This is a genomic window from Actinoallomurus purpureus, from assembly GCF_024055795.1.
Lineage (GTDB): Bacteria > Actinomycetota > Actinomycetes > Streptosporangiales > Streptosporangiaceae > Actinoallomurus > Actinoallomurus purpureus.
This window is the reverse complement of record NZ_JAMXMY010000010.1, coordinates 71,867-94,973: the sequence shown is the minus strand read 5'-3', so window position 1 is coordinate 94,973 and position 23,107 is coordinate 71,867. Positions and strand designations below refer to the sequence as shown.

The following is a 23,107-nucleotide window of genomic DNA, read 5'->3' as shown; positions in this document are numbered from 1 at the left end:
CTAGCGCGCGCCTTCGTCCAGGTCGAGGACGCGGGCGTGCAGGACGACGCGCTGGTGCAGCGCCGCCCGCAGGGCCCGGTGCAGGCCGTCCTCCAGGTAGAGCTGGCCGTGCCACTGCACGACGTGCGGGAACAGGTCGCCGTAGAAGGTGGAGTCCTCGGCCAGCAGGGAGTTCAGGTCGAGCCCGGCCTTCGTCGTGATCAACTGGTCGAGGCGGACCTGGCGTGGGGGAAGGTTCGCCCAGTCCCGGGAGCTGAGCTGGTGCTCCGGGTAGGGGCGTCCCTCGCCTACTGCCTTGAAGATCACCCCATGCAGTTTAGTGCCGTGCCGGTCGACCTTTGCCTTCTTTGCTCGGCGAAGTGGCCGATCCATGCCACCTGGGCGCGGTGTCCGCCCGCATGGGAGCGCTTACCCGGCACGGGAGGGGCCGTGCCGGGGAAGGTTCGGCCGGCGTGGTGTCAGCGGCGCCTGCTCCGCACGGAGCGGCCGCCTGCACGCCAGTCGTACCCGGCGCCGAACCCGGCGAAGTGCAGCGCGAGGAGCAGCAGGCCGAGCGTGTCCAGCGTGGGGTAGTTGAAGAAGTCCGAACCGGTTCCGAGCTAGTCCGCGACAAGAGCGACGGCGAAGCAGATCGCCGCGACGATTGGCAACATCGATGCCTCCTGAGGTGTATCCGCGTCCCCCCGAGACGCCCAAGAGATCTCCAGGAGGACGAAGATCAAACCCCCGGCCGCGGTCAGCGTACGGGCCGCGCCGTCTTGTGGCGCAGAGTGGTCTTCTTGGCACGATTGCCGCACGTGCCCATCGAGCACCAGCGGCGTGTGCCGGGCCGTGAACCGTCCAGGAAGAGGGCCCCGCAGTGCGGATCGGCGCACTCGCGGACGCGGGTGATGGCGGCCGAGGTGACGAGGTCCAGTGCGTCCCGCGCGATCAGGGCGAGCGTGGCCGTGACGGGGTCGTCCGCCCTCCAGCGGATCCGCCCGGACGCGTCCAGGGCCGGCACGGGCACAGGGGCGGCCGCGGCCCGGTTGAGGTGCCGGAGGGCGGTGTCGCCGCAGGACGCCGGGTCTTCGGTACGGACGGCCGCGATGACCAGCGCGTGCACCGCCTCCCGCAGTTCGCGGGCGCGGGCGGCCTGAGCGGGGTCGGGCGCGACGGTGTCGTCGGGCGCACAGGGGCCGCACTGCCGGACCCAGGTGGCCAGAGCGGCGCCGTCGGGGAGCTCCTCCGACGCGGACGACGTCCCCCGGTATCGCAGCGTACGGATGAAGTCCAGGCACAGGCGGCCCGCTCCCTCACGGAACCGAGGGGTGTCGGTGGTCGTGGGCATGGACCCAGCCTACCGCTGGAACCGGTTTAACTGGTACCGTCCGGAGAACCAATTAAACCGGTTCTAATTGCGAGGTGCCGTGTCTCTCCGACCCTCTCCCCCCACCGAGGCGTCACCCGCCCGCTCCGCGCCGGAGTCCGGCCCGCCGGGCTGGCTCGTGCTGCTGCTCGCGGTGTCGTGCGGGATGACCGTCGCGAACCTCTACTACGCGCAGCCCCTCCTGCCCGAGTTCACCCGTGCCTTCCATATCAGTGGCCTCGCCGCCGGTGCGCTGATCACGGTGACGCAGATCGGATACGCGGCCGGGATGGTGTTCCTCGTCCCCCTCGGCGACCGCCTCGAGAGCCGGCGGCTCGTCTCCACCCTCCTCGCGCTGACCTGCGCGGCACTGCTCGTCGCCGCCACCGCGCCGGTGTTCCCCGTTCTTCTGGCCGCCTCGCTCGTCAGCGCGGCGACCTCCGTCGTCGTCCAGATCCTCGTGCCGTTCGCCGCCGACCTGGCCCCGGACGCCACGCGCGGCCGCATCGTCGGCCGGGTGGTGAGCGGACTGCTCACCGGCATCCTGCTCTCCCGTACGGTGGGCAGCGTGCTGGCCGACCTCACCGGCTGGCGCGTCATCTACCTCGCGTCGGCCGTCCTCATGGCGGTCCTCGCGATCGCCCTCCGGGCGGCCCTGCCGCCCCGTGCCCCCAGCACCGGCCTTCCGTACGGCCGCCTGCTGCGCACCACCGTCCACCTGGTGCGCGTCCACCCGGCGCTGCGGCGGCGGGCGCTGTACCAGGCCGCGATGTTCGGCGCGTTCAGCGCCTTCTGGACGACGATCTCCTTCGTCCTCGCGGGCGCGCCGTTCCACTACTCCCAGCTCGGCATCGGACTGTTCGCCCTCGTCGGCGCGGGCGGCGCCCTGGTCGCCCCGTGGGCGGGACGCTGGGCCGACCGGGGGCTGACCCGCCCGATGACGGCGGTCGCCTTCGCCGGCGCGGCCCTGTCCTTCGGCGTGGCGGGGGTGGGCCGGCACAGCGTGATCCTGCTCGGCGTCGCGGCGGTCCTCATCGACATGGCCGTGCAGACCACCCTCGTGCTCGGCCAGCACACCATCTACGCCCTGGACCCGACCGCCCGTGCCAGGCTCAACAGCGCCTACATCGCCACCCTCTTCCTGGGCGGGGCGGTCGGGTCACAGCTGGGGTCGCTCGCCTACCACGACGGGGGCTGGACGACGCTGACCGTCTTCGGCGCGGCCCTGCCCGTCCTGGGGCTCCTCGCGTGGTGCACCGAACGCCGCCGTTAGAGGGACAGCACCCGCAGCGCGAGGGCCGCCGCTGCGACGATCAGCATCACCAGTGCGTTGGGCAGGCCCTTGAAGTCGCTCTTGCGCAGGTGCGCGCCGGCGGCGCCGACGAAGTAGAGGACGACGCCGATCGCGGCCGCGACGCCCAGCGGGGCGTACCAGAGCCCGATCACGAGCCCCACCGCACCGGCGATCTCGCAGGCGGCCAAGAAGGGGAACATGCCGAGCGGCACGCCGATGCCGGTGATGCCCTCGACGATCTTCTCGTTGCGGGTGAGCTTGCCGGATGCCGAGAGCAGCAGGACGACCGCCAGGAGTATCCCGACGATGGCGTAGGAGAGGAACATGGGCGCTCCCGATGATTGGGGATCGAGGAGAATGGAGACTAACAGATAGTTGAATGTCTTCAACTATATGCCATGGTCGATCGTCTGCTGCTTGTATGATCGGTGCGTGCTCTCCAACCGTCCCGGCCTCGTCCTGGCCTATTCAGGACAGATCGCCAACGGTCGGATCAAGAAGGCCATGGCGGCCCACGGCCTCAAGCCCGGCCATGGCGGCGTGCTGATGCAGCTCGCCGACAAGGGCGCGATGGGGCAGCAGGCCCTCGTCGAGGAGCTCGGCCTCGACCCGAGCGTCCTGGTGACCATCCTCAACGACCTCGAGAACGACGGCCTGGCCGAACGCCGACGCGACCCGGCGGACCGGCGCCGCCACATCGTCGAGATCCGTGACCGTGGCACCGAACTCGTCGGTGAGATCCATCGCGCCGTCGCGGCCGTCGAGGCGGAGCTGTTCGCCGACCTCAACGCCGACGAGCTCGACACCCTCCAGGGCCTCCTCGAGCGCATCAGACCCGGCACCGACGACGGAACCTGCACCGAGGACCACTGACCCGTCCTCGCGTCGTACGGCGGGCGGTTCTGGCTCACAGCGGAGCAACGGCGCCGCGCCCGCCTGGACTTCATGATTGTCCCAGCGGCATGCTCGGCGTATGAAGGTACTTCTCGTCGGCGCGAACGGCACCCTCGGACGCGCGGTTCACACGGTCCTGCAGCGGCGTGGCCACGAGGTCGTCACCGCCTCCCGCAAGGGTGGTGACCTGCACGTCGACATCACCGACCCCGCGTCCATCGGAGAGCTGTACCAGCGGGTGGGGCGGGTCGACGCCGTCGGGTGCGCGGCGGGCCCCGTCCCCTGGCGCCCCCTCGCCGAACTCGATCTGCGCGACTTCCGCGACGGACTGGAGGGCAAGGCCCTCAGCCAGGTCGAGCTGGTCCGTCAGGGTCTCGACCACGTCGCCGAGGACGGCTCGTACACGCTGATCACCGGCATCCTGGCCCGCGACCCCGTCCGTACCGGCGCGGTCGCCTCACTGGTCAACGGAGCGGTGGAGGCGTTCGTACGAGCGGCCGCGATCGAACTCCCCGGCCGGCAGCGCATCAACGCGGTCAGCCCCACCGTCTTCGAGGAGTCGCTCGCGGCGTACGACACGATCTTCCCGGGCTTCGACGCCGTACCGGTGAGCCGTGCGGCCGGGGCGTACGTCCGCTCCATCGAAGGCCCCGAGACCGGGCGGATCTACCGCGTGGAATGAGCGATCACCAGGCGCCACAGAGCCGGAGCTGTTCGCCGGCCTGAACGCCGACGAACTCGCCACCCTCCAGGCACTCATCGAGTGCATCAGACCCGGCGCCGACGACGGAACCTGCACCGAGAACCCTGACGGGCTCCAGCGTCTTCCGGGGCGATCGGCGGGTCAGTGCCGCCACCGAGTCCGACCCTGAAATTGCGCGCGCCCCCGAACCATGAGGTCCGGGGGCGCATCAGCTCACGCCGCCGGCGAATGACGGTCGCGGTTGGTCCGCGCTTCGGCCGGGGACCCCGTACCATCCCGGGCCGATCCCGCCCATCAGATCAGACGTCGATGCGGCATTTCCACGTGATGGAGCTGGTCCTGTTGTCGCCCACCCCGTGATGGGCGGTCGTGAGGGCGGGAATCCGCCATTTGACTCCCGGCAGGTGCTCCGTCCGGGCGCATGGACTCGGAAGGTGATCTACAATTCGCTTTCCGTGGATGCCGGAAAGACCCCCCAATCAGCGGACCGCATCCGCGCCGCAGAGCGAGGCGACCACAGTCAGGCCGCCGCGGTCGTGGACCGCCGCGCGTGACCCGGGCGCATCGGTGTCTCAACCATGGCTGATGATCACCTTGCCGAAGCCTCCGCCCGCCTCGCAGTAGGCGAAGGCCCCCGGGACGCGGTCGAACGGGAAGACCCGGTCGATCACGGGACGCAACCGGTGCGCTGTGACAGCCCGGTTCAGCTCGAGGAAGTGCGCCCGGCTGCCCGTGGCGATGCGCCGCAGCACCGCACCCGCGCCGAAGAACGTCGCGGGATCGACCGGCCTGGCCCCCTTGGTGCCGGACAGCCAGTAGCCGACGAAGGCCACTTCGCCGCTCGGCGCGACGGACTTCAGCGACTGCTCAAGCGGGCCGGTCGCGTCGATGACGCGATGGGCGCCCACGCCATCGGTCAGGCCGCGTACGTCCTCCGACCACTCGGGGTTCTCCCGGTAATCGATCACCTCGTCCGCTCCCAGCTCCCGCAGTCGTGCGGCCTTGGCGGCACTGGACGTGGTCACGATCACCCGGGCGCCCGCCAGCTTGGCGAATTGCAGGGTGAACAGCGACACCGCCCCCGATCCCAGCGTCAGCACGGTCTCGCCGGCGAGCGGTGCGCCGCCGCTGGTCAGGGCGTTCCACGCGGTCACGGCCGCCAGCGGCAACGCCGCCGCCTCCTGGAACGACAGGTGCTCCGGGATGGGCACGACACCGTCCTCGCTCAGTACCGCGTACTCGGTGAGCATTCCGTCGATCATGGTGCCGAGCTGAGCGGCGTTCTCCCGCCGGAACGGTCCGTCGAGCCAGCGGGGGAAGACGGTGGCCGCCACCCGGTCACCCGGTTTCACCCGGCTGACGTCCTCCCCGACTGCCACGACCTCTCCGGCCCCCTCGCAGCCGGGAACCACGCCCGGTCTGATCGGCAGGGGATAGTCGTCGGCCAGCACCAGGAGGTCACGGAAGCCGAGTGCGCCCGCGCGCATCCTGACCACCACCTGCCCCCGCCCGGGTTCAGGCTCGGCGTGGTCCTGGACCGTCAATCCGGCGAGTCCCCGGCCAGGATCAAGGTGATAGCTCTTCATCGAACGGCCTTTCGGAGTCTTCTCGTGAGCGCGTGGGTCATGTCGCGAGGGGCACCGCGGTGATCCGCCCGGCCCACGCTGGGGGTGATCCTGCGGAAGGGGCGTGACATCCGGCAATTCCCCCGAGGGAATCGCCGGCTCCCCTGGCGCCCCGGTAGAACAGCCTGGTGACCATTGCGACGGAGCGGATCGGCGTGGGCGCGGAGCTGAGGCGCTGGCGCCGGGTTCGGCGACTCAGCCAGCTCGAGCTCGCCGTGCTGGCCGGCACGACCCAGCGTCATCTGAGCTTCATCGAGAGCGGCCGCTCCCAGCCGGGCCGCGCGATCGTGATCCGGTTGGCCGAGTCGCTCGGTCTGTCGCTGCGGGAGCGCAACGACCTGCTCACCGCCGCCGGTTACGCTCCGGCGTTCAGCGAGTCGGGCCTGGACGAGGCGGCGCTGCGCCCGGTCCGCACCGCCCTCGAGCAGATCCTGGACGCCCACCTGCCGTATCCGGCGCTCGTCACCGCCCCGTACGGCCGGGTGGTGGCGGCCAACGACGCTGTCGAGGTGTTCACCGAGGGCGCGTCGCCGGAGCTGTTCGCGCCCCCGTTCAACATGCTGCGGCTCATGCTTCATCCGGACGGGATGGGGCGACGGGTTCAGAATCTGGGCGAGTGGGGCCGCCACGTCATCGAGAACCTCCGCGCCCGGGCACGCCGCAGCCCGGATCCGCGCCTCGACGACTTCGTCGCCGAGCTGGCCGGATACGTCTCCGAGACCCCGGTCGGCCCGGAACACCTCGGCTTCTCCGTGCCTATGCGGCTGGCGTCGGCGGACGGCGAGCTGCGACTGATCACCACGCTGACGTCATTCGCCACCGCGACCGACATCACGCTCGCCGAACTCCACCTGGAGGCCTTCCTGCCCGCCGACCAGGCCACCGCCGACCTCCTCCGACTCCGAGCCGAGCGCCATCGGGCGGGCGGAACGACCGACAAGCCTGCGGCGCAGGATGCCGACGCTTCGGCCGGTGCCGCCGCACGACATCGGAGATGAGCCGACGTCGCCGTTCAACCTTCCCTGTTGATCAGGGAAGCGTGCGCCTCGCCAACTACTATTCCGGCGTGCGGACTCTGGCCCTATGGGACATCGATCACACGTTGGTCAGTATCGGCGGGCTCAGTGCGGAGATCTACGCGACGGTGTTCCGTGAGGTCACCGGCCGCGCTCTTGAACGTCTCGCGGACATGGCGGGGAAGACCGATCGGGCGATCATCTCCGATACGCTCCGCCTTCATCGCATTACGCCGAGCGAAAATCTTCTGGCCGCCTTCGGCAAAGAGCTGGCGACCGCCTTCGCGGACCGCGAAGACGACATCGAGCGATGTGGAAAGACGCTACCTGGTGCGCGGGAGGCATTGTCAGCCCTCGCGGTCCGGCCTGAGGTGGTGCAGTCCGTCCTCACAGGGAACCTGGATTCGATCGCGTTCGGCAAGCTGGCGGCCTTCGGCCTGCACGCCTACGTTGACTTCGAGATCGGTGCCTTCGGCTTTGATGAGCTTGAGCGTCCGCCGCTGGTTGGGATCGCTCGCAAACGCGGACGATCGCGTCAGTGGGCTTGGTGATCTCCGGATCGGGGTGCTCTTCGAAGCGCACGACCCCGGGCGCGTGAATGACGGCTCCGCGCATGATGATCGTTGAATGCCCCGGCAGCACATGACGTAGCGGCCGCTGGACCCGTTCGCACACAAAGGGGCTTCATGATCTCCATTGACCTGGGGGAACCCGCTCCGGCGAGTGGGTTTGTGTGCACGCGGGCTCTGATCCGCCATCAGGGACCGTGCCGGTCCTTTACGCTGAGGCTGTGATCTGCCCAAAGTGCCACAGCCCAATGCAGACGTTCAACCGACAAGGCATCCACATCGAACAGTGCGCGGGGTGCGGCGGCATCTTCCTCGACCGGGGCGAGCTTGAGCAGATCATGCACGCGGAGCAGCGGCACTATGCCGCGCCGCCGCCCTACCCCGGCGGTTACTCGGACTCACCGCCTCCGTACCAGGGGCGCCGCGACTCCCCGCCGCCGTACCAGCCGGGCCATGCCCCGCACCAGGGTCACTACAAGGATTCGCCCCCGCCGTACGGACACCAGCGCCGCCGACGGGGATTCCTCGAGGAACTGTTCGACTGACGGTCCAGTGAATCCGCTCATCTGCGCACGCTGTGGGGCGCGCGCAGATCCTCCCCATGTCATCGCCGAGCCGCCGGCCGTCGTCTGCGCCGTATGCGGCCACCAGCAGCCGTTCGTCCGGCTGCCACTGTGGTCGCTCACCGGGCCCAGCGGCTGCGGCAAGTCGACCGTGGCCCGCCTTCTCGTCGAGCGGCTGAGCGGGCATTTCGTCGTACTGGAGCAGGACGTGCTCTGGCAGGCGGGCCTGTGCGATCCGGTACGGTTCCGGTCGGCGTGGCTGGCGATGGCCGCGATGATCCAGCAGAACGGCCGGCCGGTGCTGCTGTGCGGCACCGTCGTGCCGCCGGAGTTCGAGCCGCTGCCCGAGCGGGCGCTGTTCAAGGAGATCAGATACCTAGCGCTGACCTGCGATCCGGACATCCTTGCCGCCCGGCTCCGGGCGCGTCCGGCGTGGCGGGAGTGGTCCGAGCCGCGGATCGCCGAGATGCTGGAGTACAACGACTGGGTCCGAGCCGAGGCCGTCTCGATGGAACCCCCGATGCGGCTCCTGGACACGACGAGAGAGACCGTCGAATCCACCGCCGACCAGGTCTGCGCCTGGGTGCTCGAGAGCGAGAAGATCTAGCGTCGAAGGACACGCGTTATCGCAGCTGGGGGCGGTCACGTGGGCGTTCTGCCGATACCTTGGTGGGCGTTCTGCCGATACCTTGGTGGGCGTTCTGCCGAAAACCGTGTGGGTGATCCGCCGGAGATCCGTGGGCGTTCTGCCGCCACGGGGATTGTCCGTATGCCGCCTATGGCGGGTGTCACCCCGAGGTGCCGTTCGACGCGCTGCCCGGCTCACCCACCGAACCAGCCGAAGTCGTCGGCATCCTCACTGACGCCGCCAAGGCCGTGAGCGGCAACTAGACCTCCTACAACGGCCCCGTCGGCGGCGGTACCCGCGCCGCGTTCCTCATCGAACACCCGGACTTCCATCTGCCACCGCCCGAGCCCACCCGCGTCATCGCATCATCCAGCAGACGCTCGTCGGCCTCTGGATCACCGACCACCGGCGCGCTGGACGCCTACGCGGTACGGCGGCGGCTCGGCGCGGCATTCAGCCCCGACGGCACCAGTCAGCGGGCGCGCCGGCACCCTGCTGGGGTGCCGGCCCGGAAGCGAGGTCCGATCCTCAGCCGGAGAAGTAGATCTCGCGGCTGATCACACCGTCGTAGTCGCCGGTGAGCTTTGTGGTCAGCACGCGGTAGTACCGGCGGCTGGCGGGCAACCTGACCTGGAAGGCACCACCCTTGCTCGTCGTGACGATCGTGACGCGATGCTCGGCGGTCCCCTTACGGGTGCGGTATTCGAGGGCGATCTTCTGGCCTGCCAGCGGTCCGTTCTCGGAGTACAGCCGGCCTTCGAGGTAGGCCTTCTTATGTGCCTTCTTGACCTTCAGACCGTGGAAGGAAGTCGACAGGTAAACCTGTACGGGCAAAGCCTGGGTCGCCGCTGCCTGGAGCAGCGGAGTCGCCGCCGTGCGCATCTGCCACGAACCCTCACGCGGCCGGCCCTTCGCGACGTATCCGGAGATGCCCGAGACCGTGACGTCGCCGAACTGCTCAACCGGGTAGGAGTCCATCAGCTTCCAAGCCGTCGATCCGCGCGGCCGGAAGTACAGATCGGCGGTCTGGCCGCCTACGTATGGCCAGACGCTCGCCCTGAAGGCAAGTCCTTGGGAGGCGGCGACCGAACGCACCGGGATTCCGTTGTAGACCGCTGTGAAGTCGCTGATCTGAACCGGCGTCGGTGCCACGTTGATCGTCTGCGCGGCGCTGCGCGCGGCGCCGGCGAAGGTCCAGTCGTCTCCAGTGCTGGCGGCGGTCCACGGGCCTGACGACGTCACGTAGGCATTGGTGCGGAACGCGCCGGAGCCGTCGGTGCTGACGGCTATCCGCGTCTGCTGCGGGTCGCCGTCGTCGTCGATCCGAACGGTGGTGTCGGGCGCGGGGATCCACTGGCCGTCGGGGGTCTGCATCTCCACGTTTCCAGAAATCGGCACCGTGCTGTACGCGACCGCGGTCGCGGGAAGCGGACTCAAGGTGATCCGGGCTGGCAGGTGCGTGGTGGGCCTTGCTGTCCTACCGCTTTTCGACTGGCCGTAGTCCGCGTCTCCGGAGTACGTGGCCATGACCATGCCGGGTTCGGGAAGCGTGGTGGTCAGCGAGAATGTGCCGTCGTCCCCGGTCGTCACCGTACCGAGGTCCTTCCGAGGCCAACTGTTCTGCAGAGCCAGGTCCACCGGCTTTCCGGCGATCGGGCGGGCGTCGCTCGCGTTCGAGGCGCGGGTTTCAAGTGTGCCGTGGATCGTCACCGTCGAATCGCCGTAGGCGATGTTCCGGATCGGTGACATCACGATCACAGTCTGGGCGGGTGCCGCCGCTATCGCGCCGGATGCCGGACCAATCGACAAAGCAAGCGCGATGAACCCGGAAACGGCGCTCACGGAACGGCCGAAACGAGAAATGCGCATTACGCCTCATGTCACTGAGATCTTGGGAGACACGAGACTCTAACACCATGATCGCCACCACAGCGCGGCGCTCGCGGGGGTGTCCCCGGCCGGTTCCGGCGGCGACGAAGCCGGGCGTAGGTTCTCAATGGCACTGGCGCCGCCGGTGAACGGTGCTGTCGCAACGACGTGGGGTTACTCGCAAACAGCTCAGCGGAGCCGGCCCTTGTCGCTCACCAGCTTTTGGGTCTGGACGGCGCTGGCGCTCATCAGGGTGCCGGCCCTGCCCTGGCTGGAATTGTTGATCAGGTAGTCGCGATCACCGAGGTAGGCGAAAGAGGTCTTGTCGAACACCCACTCGGTGCGCTCCCCGTGCGCGTCGAACGACACGGCGATCCCCTTGCGGCCGAGGGCGTCCTCGGAGGCATTGACCACGCGTACGCCGGGGATGAGCGCGGTCGCCCGGTAGAGCGCGGCACGGGTGGCCGGCGGCACGATCTGTTCGTTCATCAGAGTCTGGATCTGATCGAACGCGCGCGCCGGATCCCGGTCACCCTGACGGACGTAAAGGCGGTTCAACAGCGTGGCCGGATCCGTGGGCAGCGTGGCGAGCTGCTTGTAGCCCAGGCTGTCGATGGCCGAGTGCAAGGTCGTGTCCTGTCCGCTCTCCCGGGCGAGCCCCGTCTTTTTGAGCAGGTCCAGGGGCATCCATACCTGGCGCGGGTGCAGAGCGATCATTTCGACGGGGCCGTCGAAGCTGCGCTGCTCCGTGGGTCGCGTGCTCTCCACCATGCTCTTGGTGTAGGCGTACTGGCCGGCGGTGACCGCTGGTACACGAGCGGCGGCGTCCGCGATCTGGTTCAGCGTCCGGGCGACGCCTTTCTTTGAGGCGACAGGGACATGGATGATTTTCACCGGGACGTACGCCACCTCCTCCGAGTGCGAACCGTGACCGACCAATCCCGGAATGGCCAGGCTCAGCGCGGCTGCTCCTGCGGCGAGCGGAGCCAGCAGGGCGGCCAGGCGGATCCGCCGGCCGGCCCGGCGATGTCCAGTGACCTCACGCATGAAGTGCTCTTTGAGCTGGCGGTGTCGCATCGAGGGAAGTTCCGGGTCTCCGATGCCCGGAAGCATGTCGGCGATCTCTTTGAACTCGGTGTTCATCGGTTCTCTCTCTGCATCATCGTCGCGGTGAGTTCACGCAGGCGGACCTTTGCCCGCGACAGCCTGGACCGCACCGTGCCCACCGGGATTCCCAGGGCCTCCGCGGCGGCCGCATAGTCCAACCCTGCCCAGACGCACAGCATGACGATTTCCCGGTCGGTGTCACTCAGCGTCTCCAGTGCCGTACGAGCGGCCGCCACTCGTTCGGCATCCTCGAACCGGGCAATCAGTTCGTCGCTGAAGTCGGGAATCAAATCGCGGGTGGGCAACCGGGACATCGCCGCTTTGTGTCGCCGGGCGGTACGAGCCTGGTTACGTATAACGTTGGTGGCAAGTCCGAAAAGCCAGGGGAGCACGCTGCCCTCTTCGGGCTTCAGCCGCTTACGCAACCGCCATGCTTCCAAGAAGGTCAAGGACACTGCGTCCTCGGCGACGGTCCGATCCCCGGTCAACCGGGCGGCATGACGATAAATCGCTGATGCGTGTTCATCGAACAGCTCGCTGAAGGCGGCTGAATCGCCGGCTCTGAGCCGGGCACGCAGTGTTCGTTCCACAACCGTATCTGTCCGTTGCCGCCGACGAGTTCCCGTGATCTAGGTCACTGACGCCGATGATCAAGCGCGAGCCGCGGGCCCGGGCCGAACTGCGGGCACGACATCGATCGCGCCGTGTGAGCGTATCCCGTCGGTGCCCGAAGGCCTGTCTGTGTGACCTGGTCGTATTCGTCGAGGAGTTCACTGATCCGGTCTCGTCGGGTGACCTTGATGCCGACATCGGCCGGTTGGGGGCGAGCCCGCAGAGGGCTGGCCTGGTTCGGCCAGAGAAGCGCGGGCGGGACGGCCGCAGGGCCGTCGGCAGACTCGCTTCGCTTGCCTACGGGTGGTCGTCGGCCCATCAGACGGCAGCCCTGCTCCTGGGTCACGAGGGGCTGTTCAAGCGTCTCCGGCGGCGCCTCAGGCGTCCCGGAAATCAGGCGCCTGCTCGCTGCCGCCCTCCAACGCGCGTACCCACCTGACCACACCGCGCGCTGGCTGGATAGGCGACGCCGCCACCAGGCAGCTCACGCTGGTTCCACCGACGCACTCGCCTAAACCGAGGAAATGCCCTGGTCAGCTAACAATTGGCGGCTGCCGTACTAGATCTCCCGATCAGGACACCGCGACCAGCGGCATCGAACAACAACCCCATGACACCGGCAAACCGGCCCCAAATATCCGGCATTGCGGCTAGACCTCATTTAGACGATCATGAACGAGTGGTCGCGGCCTACCGGTGCCCATAGGTTCGGGGAGAGGACGCATGTCGTGATATTCGCTGTAGTGGGGCTGGTGCTGGTCGGCGTCGTCGGTGTGCTGAACCTGGCGATCCTTCTGGTCATGCTCCGCCGGTGGCGAGAGCTGGACGCCATGGGTGGCCTCCCTACCGGAGCCGTCTCCAACGTCCGGATGATCGATCGGATTCCGAGCTTCTCGGCCCGTGCCCTCGACGGCACCGCCGTGACGGAGCGGACCCTGCTCGGGAAGGAGACCCTGGTCGGATTCTTCTCGCTCACGTGCAAGGCCTGCGTCGAGGCCGTGCCCGTCTTCGCCGGGCACGCCGAGCGGCTGCGGGCCGCCGGAGGGACCTCCTTGGCGATCGTTCACGGAGACGACTCGGCCGACAGCGAACTGGCCGCGATGCTCAGCGACGTGATGGACATCGTGATCGCCGAGGACTCGAAGGCCGAGCTGTCGCAGCGGTACGGAGCCAAGCACTACCCGACCTACGCCTGGTACGGCCCCAACGGCATGGTGACCTCGGCGGGCGTGGGCGTCGCCGCCCTGCGGACCGAGCTGGTCGCCCCTTAACGCGCCGAAGGGCCATCCCCCATACCCCGCCGGCCCCGGCCGCCGCGTTCGCCTCTTTCCCGGCGGCACTCGGCCCGTGCGTGGAAACAGATCACCCCACCACAAGGAGGAACCATGTTCCAAAGCGCGACCCGGCGTGTCACCCGCGCCATCGAGGCGCTGCTTCCCACGACCACCGCCGACGCCGGTTGCCCGCCGGACACGCAAACCCAATTCAAGAGGTTTGACGGGGAGTGCTGGGTGCGCACCTGCTCGACCAGCGGCAACTGCGTGACTCACTGCACCGTCTGGTACATCACCAGCCAGAACAACTGCTGATGCCTTGTCGGCCTGCGTAACGCCTGCTTGACAGTCGCGTGGCCGTCCTCGGCGAGGGCGGCCACGCCGGCCCCGGCTCTCCCTGAACGCGTGTGCCCGCCTCCGCCAGGGTGCCCGCGCGCTCCCGCACCACCTCGTCCAGGAGCTTCCGTGCTGTACGTATCGTTCGCCTGCCGCCTCACCCTGGCGGCGGTGATGACACTGGCGGCGGTGGCCAAGCTGCGTTCACCAGGTGTCTTCGCCGCCTCCCTGAAAGGCTTCGACTTCATTCCCGCGCGGCTGCGCCGCCCGCTGGCCGTGCTGGTCCCGGCCGCCGAGCTGCTCATCGCGCTGCTGCTGGCCCTGCCCGCCACCGTCACCGCCGGTTTCCTCGCCGCCGCACTGTTCTGCTGCGGCCTGACGGCCGTCCCGATCCTCGTCGTGGCCCGCGGGAAAAAGGTGACGTGCGCCTGCTTCGGTGCCGGCGAAGTGCCCATGAGCGGCTGGCACATCGCCCGCAACGCGGTGCTGCTGGCGGCGGCGAGCCTGGGCTCGTTCATGGCGATATCACTCGGCGACGGCGTTCCCGGCCAGGCACCAGGGATCGCGCTGGCCGTGGTCTCGGCGGGCCTGCTCACCACTTTGACCGCCTTCGTCGATGACATCGCCGCGCTCTTCCAGTCCCCGGTCGCGGCCGGGGACCTCGGCCGGTGAGACGCCGGAGCCGGAAAGGACATCCGTGGAATACCTCGTCGCAGGGCTCGTTCTGGTCGCGGCACTCACCGCGCTGAACCTCGTGCTGACCGTGGCCGTGGCGCGTCGCTGGCGTGCCCGTCTGAGCGCTCCGCCGGCCGCCCACCACCACGACCCCGACTCCTTCGACAGGGACCCGGAACTGGGCATCGCGCCCGGAGACCGGATGCCCGAGTTCACGGCGACCACCGCCGACGGCGCGACGGTCACCAGGGACGAGCTGGCCGGTCGGCCGGTGCTGATCGCCTTCCTGTCGCTGGACTGCTCGAGCTGCGACGACAGCGTGCCGGAGTTCGCCGAGCACGCGCGCCGGGTGCGGGACGCGGGAGGTCAGGTACTGGCCACGGTGGTCGGTGTCGACGCGGCCGGTAGTGAACTGGCCGCCCGGCTCGTCGGCGTCGCGGACCAGGTGGTGCCTGAATTCCTCGACGCGCCCGTCGGCACTGCCTTCGGGGTCCGCTTCTACCCCGGGTTCGCCCACTACGGCCCTGACGGGGTCGCCACCGCCGCCAGTGTCGGCCTGCAGGGGCTGGGCGAGCCCGCGCGGCCTTCGGTGCCGTGAGCGGCGACGATGACGTGACGGAGTCCGGCGTCTCCGTCGTCCGCGGGATGAAGGCGGCCTACGCGCTCGCCTGGCAGGCCTGCCCCAGCATGCTGTTCCTCCAGCTTGTCATGGCGGTGATCGGTGGCATGGCGCCAGTGGCCACCGCCTGGCTGACCAAGGTCGCGCTCGACGAGCTCACCGCCGCCCACCCCCGAACCGGGGCGCTGGGGTGGATGGCGGCCGGAATCGGTGCCCTGGGCATCGCGATGGCCACCACCTCGGCCGTCACCACTTATGCGCAGGGGCGCGCCCGGCGCGCCATCGGCCTGCTCTCACAGGACCGGCTGTTCGGCGCGGTCAACCGGATGAACGGGCTGGCACGCCTGGAGGAGCCGCGCTTCCACGACCGGCTGCGGCTGGCCCAGCAGTCCGCCGAACACGCCCCGGACCAGCTGGTCCACATGGGCCTGTCCGCCCTGCAGGGGACCCTGGCCATCGCCGGGTTCCTGGGTACCCTGGTGGCGATCAACCCGATCATGGCGGGCGCCGCGCTGGCGGCCGCCGCACCCGCGATGATCGCCCATCTGACGCTCAGCCGGCGGCGGGCAGGGCTGATGTGGCGCACCAGCCCCGGCATGCGGCGCAAGATCTTCTACCAGATGCTGCTGACGGACCTGCAGGCCGCCAAGGAGGTCCGCCTGTTCGGGCTGGGGAGCTTCCTGCACGGCCGGATGCTCACCGAACTGCGCGCGGCCAACAACGCCGAGGACCGGCTGGAGCGGAGCGTGGTGCGCGTCCAGGTCTTCCTCGCCGCCCTCGGGGCGCTGCTGGCGGCCGGGGGGCTGCTGTGGGCCGTGCACGCCGCGGCCGCCAGGACGATCAGCATCGGCGATGTGTCGGTCTTCATCGGCGCCCTGGCCGGGGTCCAGTCCGGGCTCAGTGCCCTGGTGCAGGGCATCGCCATGGGACATCAGTCCGCTCTGGTCTTCCACCACTATCTGACGGTGGTCGGGATCCGGGACGACCTGGCCGGGCCCTCGCAGCCGCGGGAGCGCGCCCCGCTGGCCCATTCCATCGAACTGCGCGATGTGTGGTTCCGCTACGGCGAGGACGCCCCGTGGGTGCTGCGCGGGCTGAACCTGACCATCCCGCACGGCACCAGCCTGGCCGTCGTCGGGCTCAACGGCGCCGGCAAGAGCACACTCGTCAAGCTGCTCTGCCGGTTCTACGATCCGCAGCGCGGCGCTGTGCTGTGGGACGGGGTGGACATCCGCGACGTTCCCGTGGCGCAGCTACGTCAGCGGATCGGGGCGGTGTTTCAGGACTACATGGACTACGACCTCACCGCCGCCGAGAACATCGGACTCGGGGACCTGGAGGCGATCGACGACCCGGACCGGGTCCGTGCCGCCGCCGAGCGCGCCGGGGTCCACGAGACCGTCGAGCGGCTGCCGGCCGGCTACCAGACGATGCTGAGCAGGCTGTTCCACGCAGGAGATGAGGAGGACGACAAAGAGGAGGCCGCGCGGACGACCGGCGTCCACCTCTCCGGCGGACAGTGGCAGCGCCTGGCGCTGGCCCGCGGGCTGATGCGTCAGGGCCGCGACCTGATGATCCTGGACGAGCCCAGCTCCGGCCTCGACGCGGTGGCCGAGGCGGCGGTCCACGACCGGCTGCGGGAACTGCGCGCGGGCTCCACCAGCGTCCTGATCTCCCACCGGCTCAGCGCCGTCCGCCGGGCCGACCGGATCGTCGTCGTGCAGGACGGCCAGATCCTGGAGAGTGGCGACCACGCCTCCCTCATCGCGTCCCCGGACGGTGTCTACGCCCAGCTATTCCGCAGTCAGGCGGAGGGCTACCAGGAGGACCCGGCGCCGTCGGCGGGCAGCGCCGGGCCGCTGCCCGGGGAGAGCGAGACGGCGCCGACCACGGTGTCCGCCGGATGAGCCAGGCCCTGGGCTGGGCCGTCGCGGCGGCCCTGGTGATCGGGGCCGCGCTGGCAGCCCGGCTGCTGCTGTCCACCGTCACCGTGCGGGGCGGCAGCATGACCCCGACCCTGCACCACGGTGATGTGCTGCTGGTGCTGCGCCACCGCCGCCGGGCCCGGCCCGGCCAGATCGTGGTCGTCCAGCGGCCCGACCGGCACGCGGGGTGGAACGGCCCCGTCGACCCCTTCGGAGCCGCCGGGTGGTACGTCAAACGGGTCGTCGCGGCGACCGGGGACCCGGTACCCCCCTGGGTGGCGGGGAACCGGCCCGGCCGCGTACCGCCGGGCATGCTGGTGCTGCGCGGAGACCACCCCCGCTCGGAGGATTCCAAACAGTGGGGCCTGTGCCCGGCGGACCGGATGTACGGAGTGGTGCTGCTGCGGCTGCGCACCGGGGGCGAGCGCGCCTGACCGGAGGTGGGATCACCCGTGCTCCGCGATCTGTTTAACGTAGCCTCGGCCCCATGAGCTGGCTGCCCGACGATTTCGCCCACCCCGTCCACGTCCCGCTGCCCGGCGGCGCACATCACCTGCGGCCGATCAAGGAGGCCGATACCGAGCTCGACTACCCGGCCGTGATGGGCTCCCGTGAGCGGCTGTGGGGCATCTTCGGTCCGGCCTGGGGCTGGCCCAAGGAGACGATGACCTACGAGGAGGACCGTGTGGACCTCCTCCGGCACGAGAAGGAGATCGCTGCCCACCAGTCCTTCAACTACGCACTGTTCGACGCGACGGAGACCGCCATCCTCGGCTGCGTCTACATCGACCCGCCCGAGCGGGTCGGCGCCGACGGCGAGATCTCCTGGTGGGTGGTGGACGAACTGCTCGGCAGCGAGGTGGAGCACGCGCTGGACGCGCTGGTGCCGCAGTGGATCGCCGCCGACTGGCCGTTCCGGCGGCCCCGCTACCTGGGCCGTGACATCTCCTGGCAGGACTGGCTTGCCTTGCCCCGGCACACCTGACCCCAACCCACCTGTGTCCGGCGAGTATCAGCTCCGGGCATGTCGTGGCCGCCTCCGCCATCGCATTGTGGCCCCCAGCCGCTTGGCGAGAGGCTCGACCGCCACCGTGGCCAGGCCGCCCTCGCCGATGGCTGCGAGGGCCACGTCGACCCAGTCCTGCGCGGTCAGCCGTCGCCCGCTGGGGTTGTGCCTCTTTGGGTCTGCCGTGGACCACGTGCGAACGCCCGGCCGGCGGTGTGCCCGTCGCCGACGAGGCGCATCCGCATGGGATCGAAATCTGACTTGCATGCGACCATACGGTGCCGTATTGTCTCCATACGCAACCGTACGGAGGCTGTCGTTGGCCAGTTGTCCTCTTGGGGGTGGGACACACGGCAACGCCACATACTCCATAGGCCGGAAGGGAAATAAGCTGTGAAGACAAGTAAGTCGGCAGCGGTCCGCGGCGTGCGGACATCATTGGTCGCCGGAGCTGTTCTCGCGGGAACTGTCGCAACCGGTTCGGCTGCCGTTGCGCAACCGGTGCGCGTGCCCGGAACGACAGCTACCGCGGTCACCAGTGACAGAGTTAGCCCACCGAATTCCGCCTCCCCGGCGGCCGCCCGTCGACCGTTTCATCCGCTCGTCTACAAGCACATCAAGTACGTCGGCAAGAAGTGCGGCAAGAAGACGGTGATCACGGCGCAGGGACCCGGCCCCATGACCCTTACCCTGACTCAGACCAGGACTGTCAGTAACACCTACTCCTCGACGATAGGCGTCGAGGTCGATGGTCTTTCGGCCGCCGTCGGGTACGACGTGACCAGGTCATACGCCATGGCCGCGGCTGGCTCGTACGTCGTCCCGCGCGGCAAGTACGGCAAACTGATGGCCCACCCGCTCTATAAGGTGAAGTCGTTCAAGGCGTACATTAAGATTACCGGCCAGTATTTCGGCAAGGGGAAGACGTACCACGTGGTCGGCTACTGCTACACGCATACCGCGAGGTAGCATCAGCACGCAATTGCCCTGCTCGAAGTCTCCTTCGCTCAGGGCGAAGTAACGTAGGGCGGCGAACTCGGCTTCGATCCAGTTCAACCACGAGGCATACGTCGGCAAGAACACCAGCTCGATGTCGTTGTCGGCCGCCCGACAAGTCACGTCGGAGTGCTTGTGGGGCGAGAAGTTGTCGCAGATCAGATACAGCTTCTCGCCGGGCCGGCGGGCGCGCAGGATCTTCAGGAAGGACAAGAATTCACCGGAGCGTTTGCGCGCCCGAATGCGGTAGATCATCTTCCCGCTGGCCAGGTCGAGGGCGGCGAGCATGTGCCGGACCCCGCCTCGGCGGTTGTAGGTGGCGCGCAGCCGCGCCGGATGACCACTCGACCGCCAGGCGTGGCCGGGGCGTGGGTGCAGGTTCAACGGACCGAACTCATCAGCGCACACGACTCGCCCGTCGTCTGGGCGGCGACCCCGGCCGTTGTGCCACGGATCGCAGAGGTCGAGCTCAGCACGCCACTGTGGTTTTAGGCAGACTGCCATCAGGGGTGGGGCGGTGCGTCAGTCGGTGCCGAAGCCCTCCGAACGAGACTAGAACTGAGACTGACCGGTGCGGTGAAAAAGAAGTGTCCCGGCGGGAGCGGCGGCGTTGAAGCCGTCGCCCCACCGGGACACCTGTGTTCACCCGTCCCTGGTCAGATCAGGGGAAGGCGCGACCTACCGGCGCCGCGGTTACGACACGTCCTCGCCGTCCAGCCTGATCGACGTGACGACGAAGTCGTTACCGGCGCCCTTCTGCACCTCGGCCACCAGTGCGGCGGCGATCTCCTGCTGGGTCGGCGCGGGCTGCTGCTCGTTCGAGCCGGCGCTGTCCTGGTTGTTCGGCATGGCGTGTCTCCTTGGTGTCTTGATCGTCCGCGCTTTCCAACGCGGGGCCGTCTCCTGTTGGAGGGGCTAATCGACACCGTCCGGGCATGGCGAGGAGTTGCATGCCCGGTTCCGCTGATCCTGCGATGTTTCGCGCCATGTAGCGAGCAAGACGTAGGCCGGGGCCGGTACCGCCCTGTGGGTGAGCACTCCTGAGCGTCCGGAAGAGTTGAGGACGACGGTCTTCGGCGAGCGCACGATCTATGACAACCCGTGGGTCCGCCTGACCTTGGTCGACATGCGAGGAAGCACGTCGGGCCGGCACCCCTGGGGTGCGGGCCCGACGTCTTGCCTGATCAGGGTGGCGGAGGATGCGAGATTCGAACTCGCGAGGCGTTGCCACCAACACGCTTTCCAAGCGTGCGCCCTAGGCCACTAGGCGAATCCTCCGTCGCAGATCCTACCGGTTCTCCGGTAGTGCGCGAACATCGATGACCGCGCTCGGCGGGATCGGGCCGTAGATGTGGGGGAAGACGTCGTCGCCGACGGGTTCGTGCCGGACGTCCAGGTCCTCCGGGTCGATGACGAGGAGGACCAGGTCGTCGAGGCCGGCGTAGAAGGCGCGCCGGACGTTGCGTACCTGCTCCTCGTCGCGGGAGGCGTGGATGAAGCCCTCCTCCGCGAGGGTGCGGCCGCGGGTCGACACCTCGTACGGGCGGCCGGTGTCCCGGGCCGCCTCCCATGCCGCCCGTTCTGCGATGTGGAAGATCAGTGAACGCGGGTCGTCGAGATCGCCTGACATGAAGGAGAGCGTACGGGCCGAACCCGTACGACGGATGCCATAGACTCGGGGCAGACCCCTCGCACGGCGTCCATCCTGTGAACCTCCCCAGGGCCGGAAGGCAGCAAGGATAAGCAGGCTCTGACGGGTGTGCGGGGGGTCCTCTGCTTTTCGACGAGGACGGACCCTGATGAGTCTGGCTCTGTACCGCAAGTACCGGCCAGCGACGTTCGCCGAGCTCAAGGGGCAGGAGCACGTCGCCGAGCCGCTTCAGCAGGCGTTGCGTAACGGGCGCATCCACCATGCGTACCTGTTCAGTGGCCCGCGGGGCTGCGGTAAGACCTCCAGTGCGCGCATCCTCGCCCGCTCGCTCAACTGTGAGAAGGGTCCGACTCCGGAGCCGTGCGGCGAGTGCGAGTCCTGTGTCGCCCTCGGGCCGTCGGGCGTCGGCCACATCGACGTCATCGAGATCGACGCCGCCTCGCACGGTGGCGTCGACGACGCGCGTGACCTGCGGGAGCGCGCCTTCTTCGCGCCGGTGGCGGCGCGCTACAAGATTTACATCATCGACGAAGCGCACATGGTGACCCGTGAGGGGTTCAACGCGCTGCTGAAGCTCGTCGAGGAGCCGCCGCCGCACCTGAAGTTCATCTTCGCGACGACCGAGCCCGAGAAGGTCATCGGGACGATCCGGTCGCGTACGCACCACTATCCGTTCCGGCTGATCCCGCCGGGCACCCTCCGCGAGCTGCTCGAGGACATCCTCCAGAAGGAGGGCGTGCCGTACGAGCCCGCCGCCATCCCGCTGGTCGTACGCGCCGGGGCCGGGTCCGCCCGTGACTCCGAGTCGATCCTCGACCAGCTGCTCGCGGGCTCGGGCGAAGAGGGCATCACGTACGCCCGCGCGGTCTCGCTGCTCGGCTACACCGACTCGTCGCTCCTGGACGAGGTCGTGGACGCGGTGGCGTCCCGCGACGGCGCGGCGGTGTTCGCCGCCATCGACCGCGTGATGGAGGGCGGGCAGGACCCCCGGCGGTTCGCCGCCGACCTGCTCGAGCGCTTCCGTGACCTCGTCATCCTGTCGAACGTCCCGGACTCCGGTGCGACGGGCCTCCTGAACGTGCCCCCGGACGAGCTGGAGCGGATGCAGGCGCAGGCGGCGCGGCTCGGTCCCGCGGAGCTGACGCGCGCCGCCGACCTGCTCCACACCGGCCTCACGGAGATGCGCGGGGCGACGTCGCCGCGGCTGCTGCTCGAGCTGATCGGCGCCCGGATCCTGCTGCCCGGCGCGTACGACGACGAGGCGTCGCTGCTGACCCGTCTCGAGCGGCTGGAGCGCCGCGTCGCCATCGGGGGCCAGGCCGCTGCCGCCGCGCCCGTACCGACGGAGTCCCCGTCGCAGCCGTCCGCCGCCCCGAGCCGTCCCCAGCCGGCCGCTGCGCAGGGCCTGCCCCCGGCTCCGCCCGAGGCCGCGCGGCCGCAGCCCCCTGCGCCCGTCCCACAAGAGCACGAATCGCCACTCTCACGGCAGACGAGGCCGTCGCAGCCCCCTGCCGTCGAGAGGCGGCAGTCCCCGCCCGCCCAGCGGAATTCCGAGGACGGCTCGCCTGGCGGGGCCCGAAGCGGGAGCGCGGGCTGGCCCGTGACCGCCCGGCCCTCTGAGGCCGGGCAGTCGGCGGGGGGCGGCTCGACGCCCGCCTCCGGGCAGTCGTCCGCCGCGGGGCGGCCGACGTCCACGCCGTCCCCGTCGTCGCCCGCGCCCGAAGCCCCGACCGGTGCCGCCGCACCGGCAAGGGGGGTGGACGTCGCCGCGATCCGGGGGATGTGGGTCGACATCCTGGAGGCGGTCAAGCAGCGCAGCAAGGTCGCCTGGATCGTCCTGATGGAGGGCGTGGAGATCGCGTCGCTGCAGGGGGAGGTCCTCACTCTCGCGTTCGCCAACGAGGGGAAGCGGCGCGGCTTCACGACCGGAGGCAAGGACGCCGTCCTCCGCGACACGCTGAAGGAGATCCTCGGCGTCGACTGGCGCATCGACGCGGTCCTCGCGGGCGGCTCGGGACAGGGCTCGCGGCCGGTGCCGCCGCCACCGGATCCGGGCGGCTGGGGCGCTTCGGCGGCTCCGTCCCGTGAGACCCGTACGACGCCGCCGCCCGAGTCCGTGCCGGTCCCGTCGCCGAGCCCGGTCCCGCCACCGCCCGAGCCGGTGGACGAGGAGGATGAGGTCGATCGGGACGGTGACGCGGACGCGGGGAGCGAGTCCGTGCTCACTGGGATGGCACTGATCGAGCAGGTGCTCGGCGGGAAGGTCATCCAGGAGTTCGACAACACCTGACGCTCGGTAAAAGGCTCGGCAACGGTGTGGTCACGCCGCCGTGAAGGGGCGTCCTGCCTCGGTCGACCGGCGGCTTCACCGTGCCTTCCGTACGGGCCTCGCCGCCC

Annotated in this window: 25 protein-coding genes, 1 tRNA gene, 1 other RNA gene and 1 pseudogene; 17 read left to right on the top strand and 11 right to left on the bottom strand. The window is 69.3% G+C overall.

From position 1 onward, the window contains the following. Positions 1 to 306 (bottom strand): type II toxin-antitoxin system VapB family antitoxin, encoded by a 306-nt coding sequence (locus tag NE236_RS19700; protein ID WP_252843494.1) that lies wholly within the window; start codon positions 304 to 306, stop codon positions 1 to 3. A gap of 430 nt (positions 307 to 736) precedes the next feature. Continuing rightward, positions 737 to 1,330: a CGNR zinc finger domain-containing protein gene (locus NE236_RS19695; protein ID WP_252843493.1), complete on the bottom strand. Its 594-nt coding sequence runs from the start codon at positions 1,328 to 1,330 to the stop codon at positions 737 to 739. Between the two features lie 79 nt (positions 1,331 to 1,409). On the opposite strand from NE236_RS19695, the gene NE236_RS19690 reads away from it, so the two are divergent. After that, entirely contained in the window at positions 1,410 to 2,621 is a 1,212-nt protein-coding gene (locus tag NE236_RS19690) for an MFS transporter (RefSeq protein WP_252843491.1), read from the top strand. Here NE236_RS19690 and NE236_RS19685 read toward each other — a convergent pair. After that, a complete protein-coding gene (locus tag NE236_RS19685) occupies positions 2,618 to 2,968 on the bottom strand; it encodes a DoxX family protein (RefSeq protein ID WP_252843490.1) in 351 nt (116 codons plus the stop codon). The genes NE236_RS19690 and NE236_RS19685 overlap by 4 nt on opposite strands. Positions 2,969 to 3,074: 106 nt before the next feature. On the opposite strand from NE236_RS19685, the gene NE236_RS19680 reads away from it, so the two are divergent. Beyond that, a complete protein-coding gene (locus NE236_RS19680; protein ID WP_252843489.1) occupies positions 3,075 to 3,515 on the top strand; it encodes a MarR family winged helix-turn-helix transcriptional regulator in 441 nt (146 codons plus the stop codon). A gap of 100 nt (positions 3,516 to 3,615) precedes the next feature. Then, entirely contained in the window at positions 3,616 to 4,218 is a 603-nt protein-coding gene (locus NE236_RS19675; protein WP_252843488.1) for a short chain dehydrogenase, read from the top strand. Between the two features lie 593 nt (positions 4,219 to 4,811). On the opposite strand, the gene NE236_RS19670 is transcribed toward NE236_RS19675, so the two are convergent. Next, on the bottom strand, positions 4,812 to 5,825 hold the full coding sequence (locus tag NE236_RS19670) for a zinc-dependent alcohol dehydrogenase family protein (protein ID WP_252843487.1): 1,014 nt from the start codon (positions 5,823 to 5,825) through the stop codon (positions 4,812 to 4,814). A 167-nt stretch (positions 5,826 to 5,992) separates the two neighbouring features. On the opposite strand from NE236_RS19670, the gene NE236_RS19665 reads away from it, so the two are divergent. The 4 genes from NE236_RS19665 to NE236_RS19650 all read left to right on the top strand — a co-directional run bounded on the left by NE236_RS19665 (position 5,993) and on the right by NE236_RS19650 (position 8,619). Next, complete coding sequence (locus tag NE236_RS19665) at positions 5,993 to 6,862, top strand: MmyB family transcriptional regulator (RefSeq protein ID WP_252843486.1); 870 nt, start codon at positions 5,993 to 5,995, stop codon at positions 6,860 to 6,862. Between the two features lie 41 nt (positions 6,863 to 6,903). Then, complete coding sequence (locus tag NE236_RS19660; protein WP_252843485.1) at positions 6,904 to 7,431, top strand: HAD family hydrolase; 528 nt, start codon at positions 6,904 to 6,906, stop codon at positions 7,429 to 7,431. A gap of 239 nt (positions 7,432 to 7,670) precedes the next feature. Next, on the top strand, positions 7,671 to 7,994 hold the full coding sequence (locus NE236_RS19655; RefSeq protein WP_308209122.1) for a TFIIB-type zinc ribbon-containing protein: 324 nt from the start codon (positions 7,671 to 7,673) through the stop codon (positions 7,992 to 7,994). 7 nt (positions 7,995 to 8,001) lie between these two features. Further along, on the top strand, positions 8,002 to 8,619 hold the full coding sequence (locus NE236_RS19650) for an ATP-binding protein (protein WP_372494389.1): 618 nt from the start codon (positions 8,002 to 8,004) through the stop codon (positions 8,617 to 8,619). Positions 8,620 to 9,168: 549 nt separating this feature from the next. On the opposite strand, the gene NE236_RS19645 is transcribed toward NE236_RS19650, so the two are convergent. The 3 genes from NE236_RS19645 to NE236_RS19635 all read right to left on the bottom strand — a co-directional run bounded on the left by NE236_RS19645 (position 9,169) and on the right by NE236_RS19635 (position 12,206). After that, on the bottom strand, positions 9,169 to 10,392 hold the full coding sequence (locus NE236_RS19645; protein WP_252843483.1) for a hypothetical protein: 1,224 nt from the start codon (positions 10,390 to 10,392) through the stop codon (positions 9,169 to 9,171). 306 nt (positions 10,393 to 10,698) lie between these two features. Next, positions 10,699 to 11,652 carry a CU044_5270 family protein gene (locus NE236_RS19640; protein ID WP_252843482.1) on the bottom strand — a complete coding sequence of 318 codons (954 nt, stop codon included), beginning with the start codon at positions 11,650 to 11,652 and terminating at the stop codon, positions 10,699 to 10,701. Beyond that, the gene (locus tag NE236_RS19635) at positions 11,649 to 12,206 is read right to left on the bottom strand and encodes an RNA polymerase sigma factor (RefSeq protein WP_252843480.1); all 558 of its coding nucleotides are present in this window, start codon (positions 12,204 to 12,206) and stop codon (positions 11,649 to 11,651) included. The genes NE236_RS19640 and NE236_RS19635 overlap by 4 nt, the downstream gene beginning before the upstream one ends. A gap of 405 nt (positions 12,207 to 12,611) precedes the next feature. Between NE236_RS19635 and NE236_RS45495 the strand changes: the two are divergent. The 8 genes and pseudogenes from NE236_RS45495 to NE236_RS19600 all read left to right on the top strand — a co-directional run. Continuing rightward, positions 12,612 to 12,769 (top strand): annotated as a pseudogene (locus NE236_RS45495) (IS701 family transposase); the annotation flags it as partial. Between the two features lie 187 nt (positions 12,770 to 12,956). Beyond that, entirely contained in the window at positions 12,957 to 13,499 is a 543-nt protein-coding gene (locus NE236_RS19630; RefSeq protein WP_252843479.1) for a TlpA family protein disulfide reductase, read from the top strand. A 114-nt stretch (positions 13,500 to 13,613) separates the two neighbouring features. Further along, positions 13,614 to 13,817 (top strand): hypothetical protein, encoded by a 204-nt coding sequence (locus tag NE236_RS19625; RefSeq protein WP_252843478.1) that lies wholly within the window; start codon positions 13,614 to 13,616, stop codon positions 13,815 to 13,817. 150 nt (positions 13,818 to 13,967) lie between these two features. Beyond that, on the top strand, positions 13,968 to 14,510 hold the full coding sequence (locus tag NE236_RS19620) for a MauE/DoxX family redox-associated membrane protein (protein ID WP_252843477.1): 543 nt from the start codon (positions 13,968 to 13,970) through the stop codon (positions 14,508 to 14,510). 25 nt (positions 14,511 to 14,535) lie between these two features. Next, positions 14,536 to 15,111, top strand: coding sequence for a peroxiredoxin family protein (locus NE236_RS19615; protein ID WP_252843476.1), 576 nt, complete (start codon positions 14,536 to 14,538; stop codon positions 15,109 to 15,111). Continuing rightward, positions 15,108 to 17,039: an ABC transporter ATP-binding protein gene (locus NE236_RS19610; RefSeq protein WP_252843475.1), complete on the top strand. Its 1,932-nt coding sequence runs from the start codon at positions 15,108 to 15,110 to the stop codon at positions 17,037 to 17,039. The genes NE236_RS19615 and NE236_RS19610 overlap by 4 nt, the downstream gene beginning before the upstream one ends. After that, complete coding sequence (locus NE236_RS19605; RefSeq protein ID WP_252843474.1) at positions 17,036 to 17,491, top strand: S24/S26 family peptidase; 456 nt, start codon at positions 17,036 to 17,038, stop codon at positions 17,489 to 17,491. The genes NE236_RS19610 and NE236_RS19605 overlap by 4 nt, the downstream gene beginning before the upstream one ends. A gap of 53 nt (positions 17,492 to 17,544) precedes the next feature. After that, the gene (locus tag NE236_RS19600) at positions 17,545 to 18,042 is read left to right on the top strand and encodes a GNAT family N-acetyltransferase (RefSeq protein ID WP_252843473.1); all 498 of its coding nucleotides are present in this window, start codon (positions 17,545 to 17,547) and stop codon (positions 18,040 to 18,042) included. Between the two features lie 807 nt (positions 18,043 to 18,849). On the opposite strand, the gene NE236_RS19595 is transcribed toward NE236_RS19600, so the two are convergent. From NE236_RS19595 to NE236_RS19580, 4 genes are all read right to left on the bottom strand, one after another. Next, a complete protein-coding gene (locus tag NE236_RS19595) occupies positions 18,850 to 19,563 on the bottom strand; it encodes an IS630 family transposase (RefSeq protein ID WP_289850626.1) in 714 nt (237 codons plus the stop codon). A gap of 189 nt (positions 19,564 to 19,752) precedes the next feature. After that, complete coding sequence (locus NE236_RS19590) at positions 19,753 to 19,908, bottom strand: hypothetical protein (protein WP_252843471.1); 156 nt, start codon at positions 19,906 to 19,908, stop codon at positions 19,753 to 19,755. Between the two features lie 341 nt (positions 19,909 to 20,249). Beyond that, positions 20,250 to 20,337 (bottom strand) — tRNA-Ser (locus tag NE236_RS19585). A 10-nt stretch (positions 20,338 to 20,347) separates the two neighbouring features. Then, positions 20,348 to 20,689, bottom strand: coding sequence for a DUF952 domain-containing protein (locus NE236_RS19580; protein ID WP_252843470.1), 342 nt, complete (start codon positions 20,687 to 20,689; stop codon positions 20,348 to 20,350). A gap of 50 nt (positions 20,690 to 20,739) precedes the next feature. On the opposite strand from NE236_RS19580, the gene ffs reads away from it, so the two are divergent. Then, an RNA gene (ffs, locus tag NE236_RS19575) (signal recognition particle sRNA small type) lies at positions 20,740 to 20,836 on the top strand. A gap of 22 nt (positions 20,837 to 20,858) precedes the next feature. Further along, positions 20,859 to 23,000 (top strand): DNA polymerase III subunit gamma and tau, encoded by a 2,142-nt coding sequence (locus NE236_RS19570; RefSeq protein ID WP_252843469.1) that lies wholly within the window; start codon positions 20,859 to 20,861, stop codon positions 22,998 to 23,000. The last annotated feature ends 107 nt before the right edge of the window (positions 23,001 to 23,107 follow it).

Excerpts from the sequence above, each read along its gene's own strand:
- NE236_RS19695 (WP_252843493.1), bottom strand. The coding sequence starts at position 1,330 with ATGCCCACGACCACCGACACCCCTCGGTTCCGTGAGGGAGCGGGCCGC.
- NE236_RS19685 (WP_252843490.1), bottom strand. The coding sequence starts at position 2,968 with ATGTTCCTCTCCTACGCCATCGTCGGGATACTCCTGGCGGTCGTCCTG.
- NE236_RS19675 (WP_252843488.1), top strand. The coding sequence starts at position 3,616 with ATGAAGGTACTTCTCGTCGGCGCGAACGGCACCCTCGGACGCGCGGTT.
- NE236_RS19670 (WP_252843487.1), bottom strand. The coding sequence starts at position 5,825 with ATGAAGAGCTATCACCTTGATCCTGGCCGGGGACTCGCCGGATTGACG.
- NE236_RS19640 (WP_252843482.1), bottom strand. The coding sequence starts at position 11,652 with ATGAACACCGAGTTCAAAGAGATCGCCGACATGCTTCCGGGCATCGGA.
- NE236_RS19625 (WP_252843478.1), top strand. The coding sequence starts at position 13,614 with ATGTTCCAAAGCGCGACCCGGCGTGTCACCCGCGCCATCGAGGCGCTG.
- NE236_RS19605 (WP_252843474.1), top strand. The coding sequence starts at position 17,036 with ATGAGCCAGGCCCTGGGCTGGGCCGTCGCGGCGGCCCTGGTGATCGGG.
- NE236_RS19600 (WP_252843473.1), top strand. The coding sequence starts at position 17,545 with ATGAGCTGGCTGCCCGACGATTTCGCCCACCCCGTCCACGTCCCGCTG.
- NE236_RS19595 (WP_289850626.1), bottom strand. The coding sequence starts at position 19,563 with ATGGCAGTCTGCCTAAAACCACAGTGGCGTGCTGAGCTCGACCTCTGC.
- NE236_RS19590 (WP_252843471.1), bottom strand. The coding sequence starts at position 19,908 with ATGCCGAACAACCAGGACAGCGCCGGCTCGAACGAGCAGCAGCCCGCG.
- NE236_RS19580 (WP_252843470.1), bottom strand. The coding sequence starts at position 20,689 with ATGTCAGGCGATCTCGACGACCCGCGTTCACTGATCTTCCACATCGCA.
- NE236_RS19570 (WP_252843469.1), top strand. The coding sequence starts at position 20,859 with ATGAGTCTGGCTCTGTACCGCAAGTACCGGCCAGCGACGTTCGCCGAG.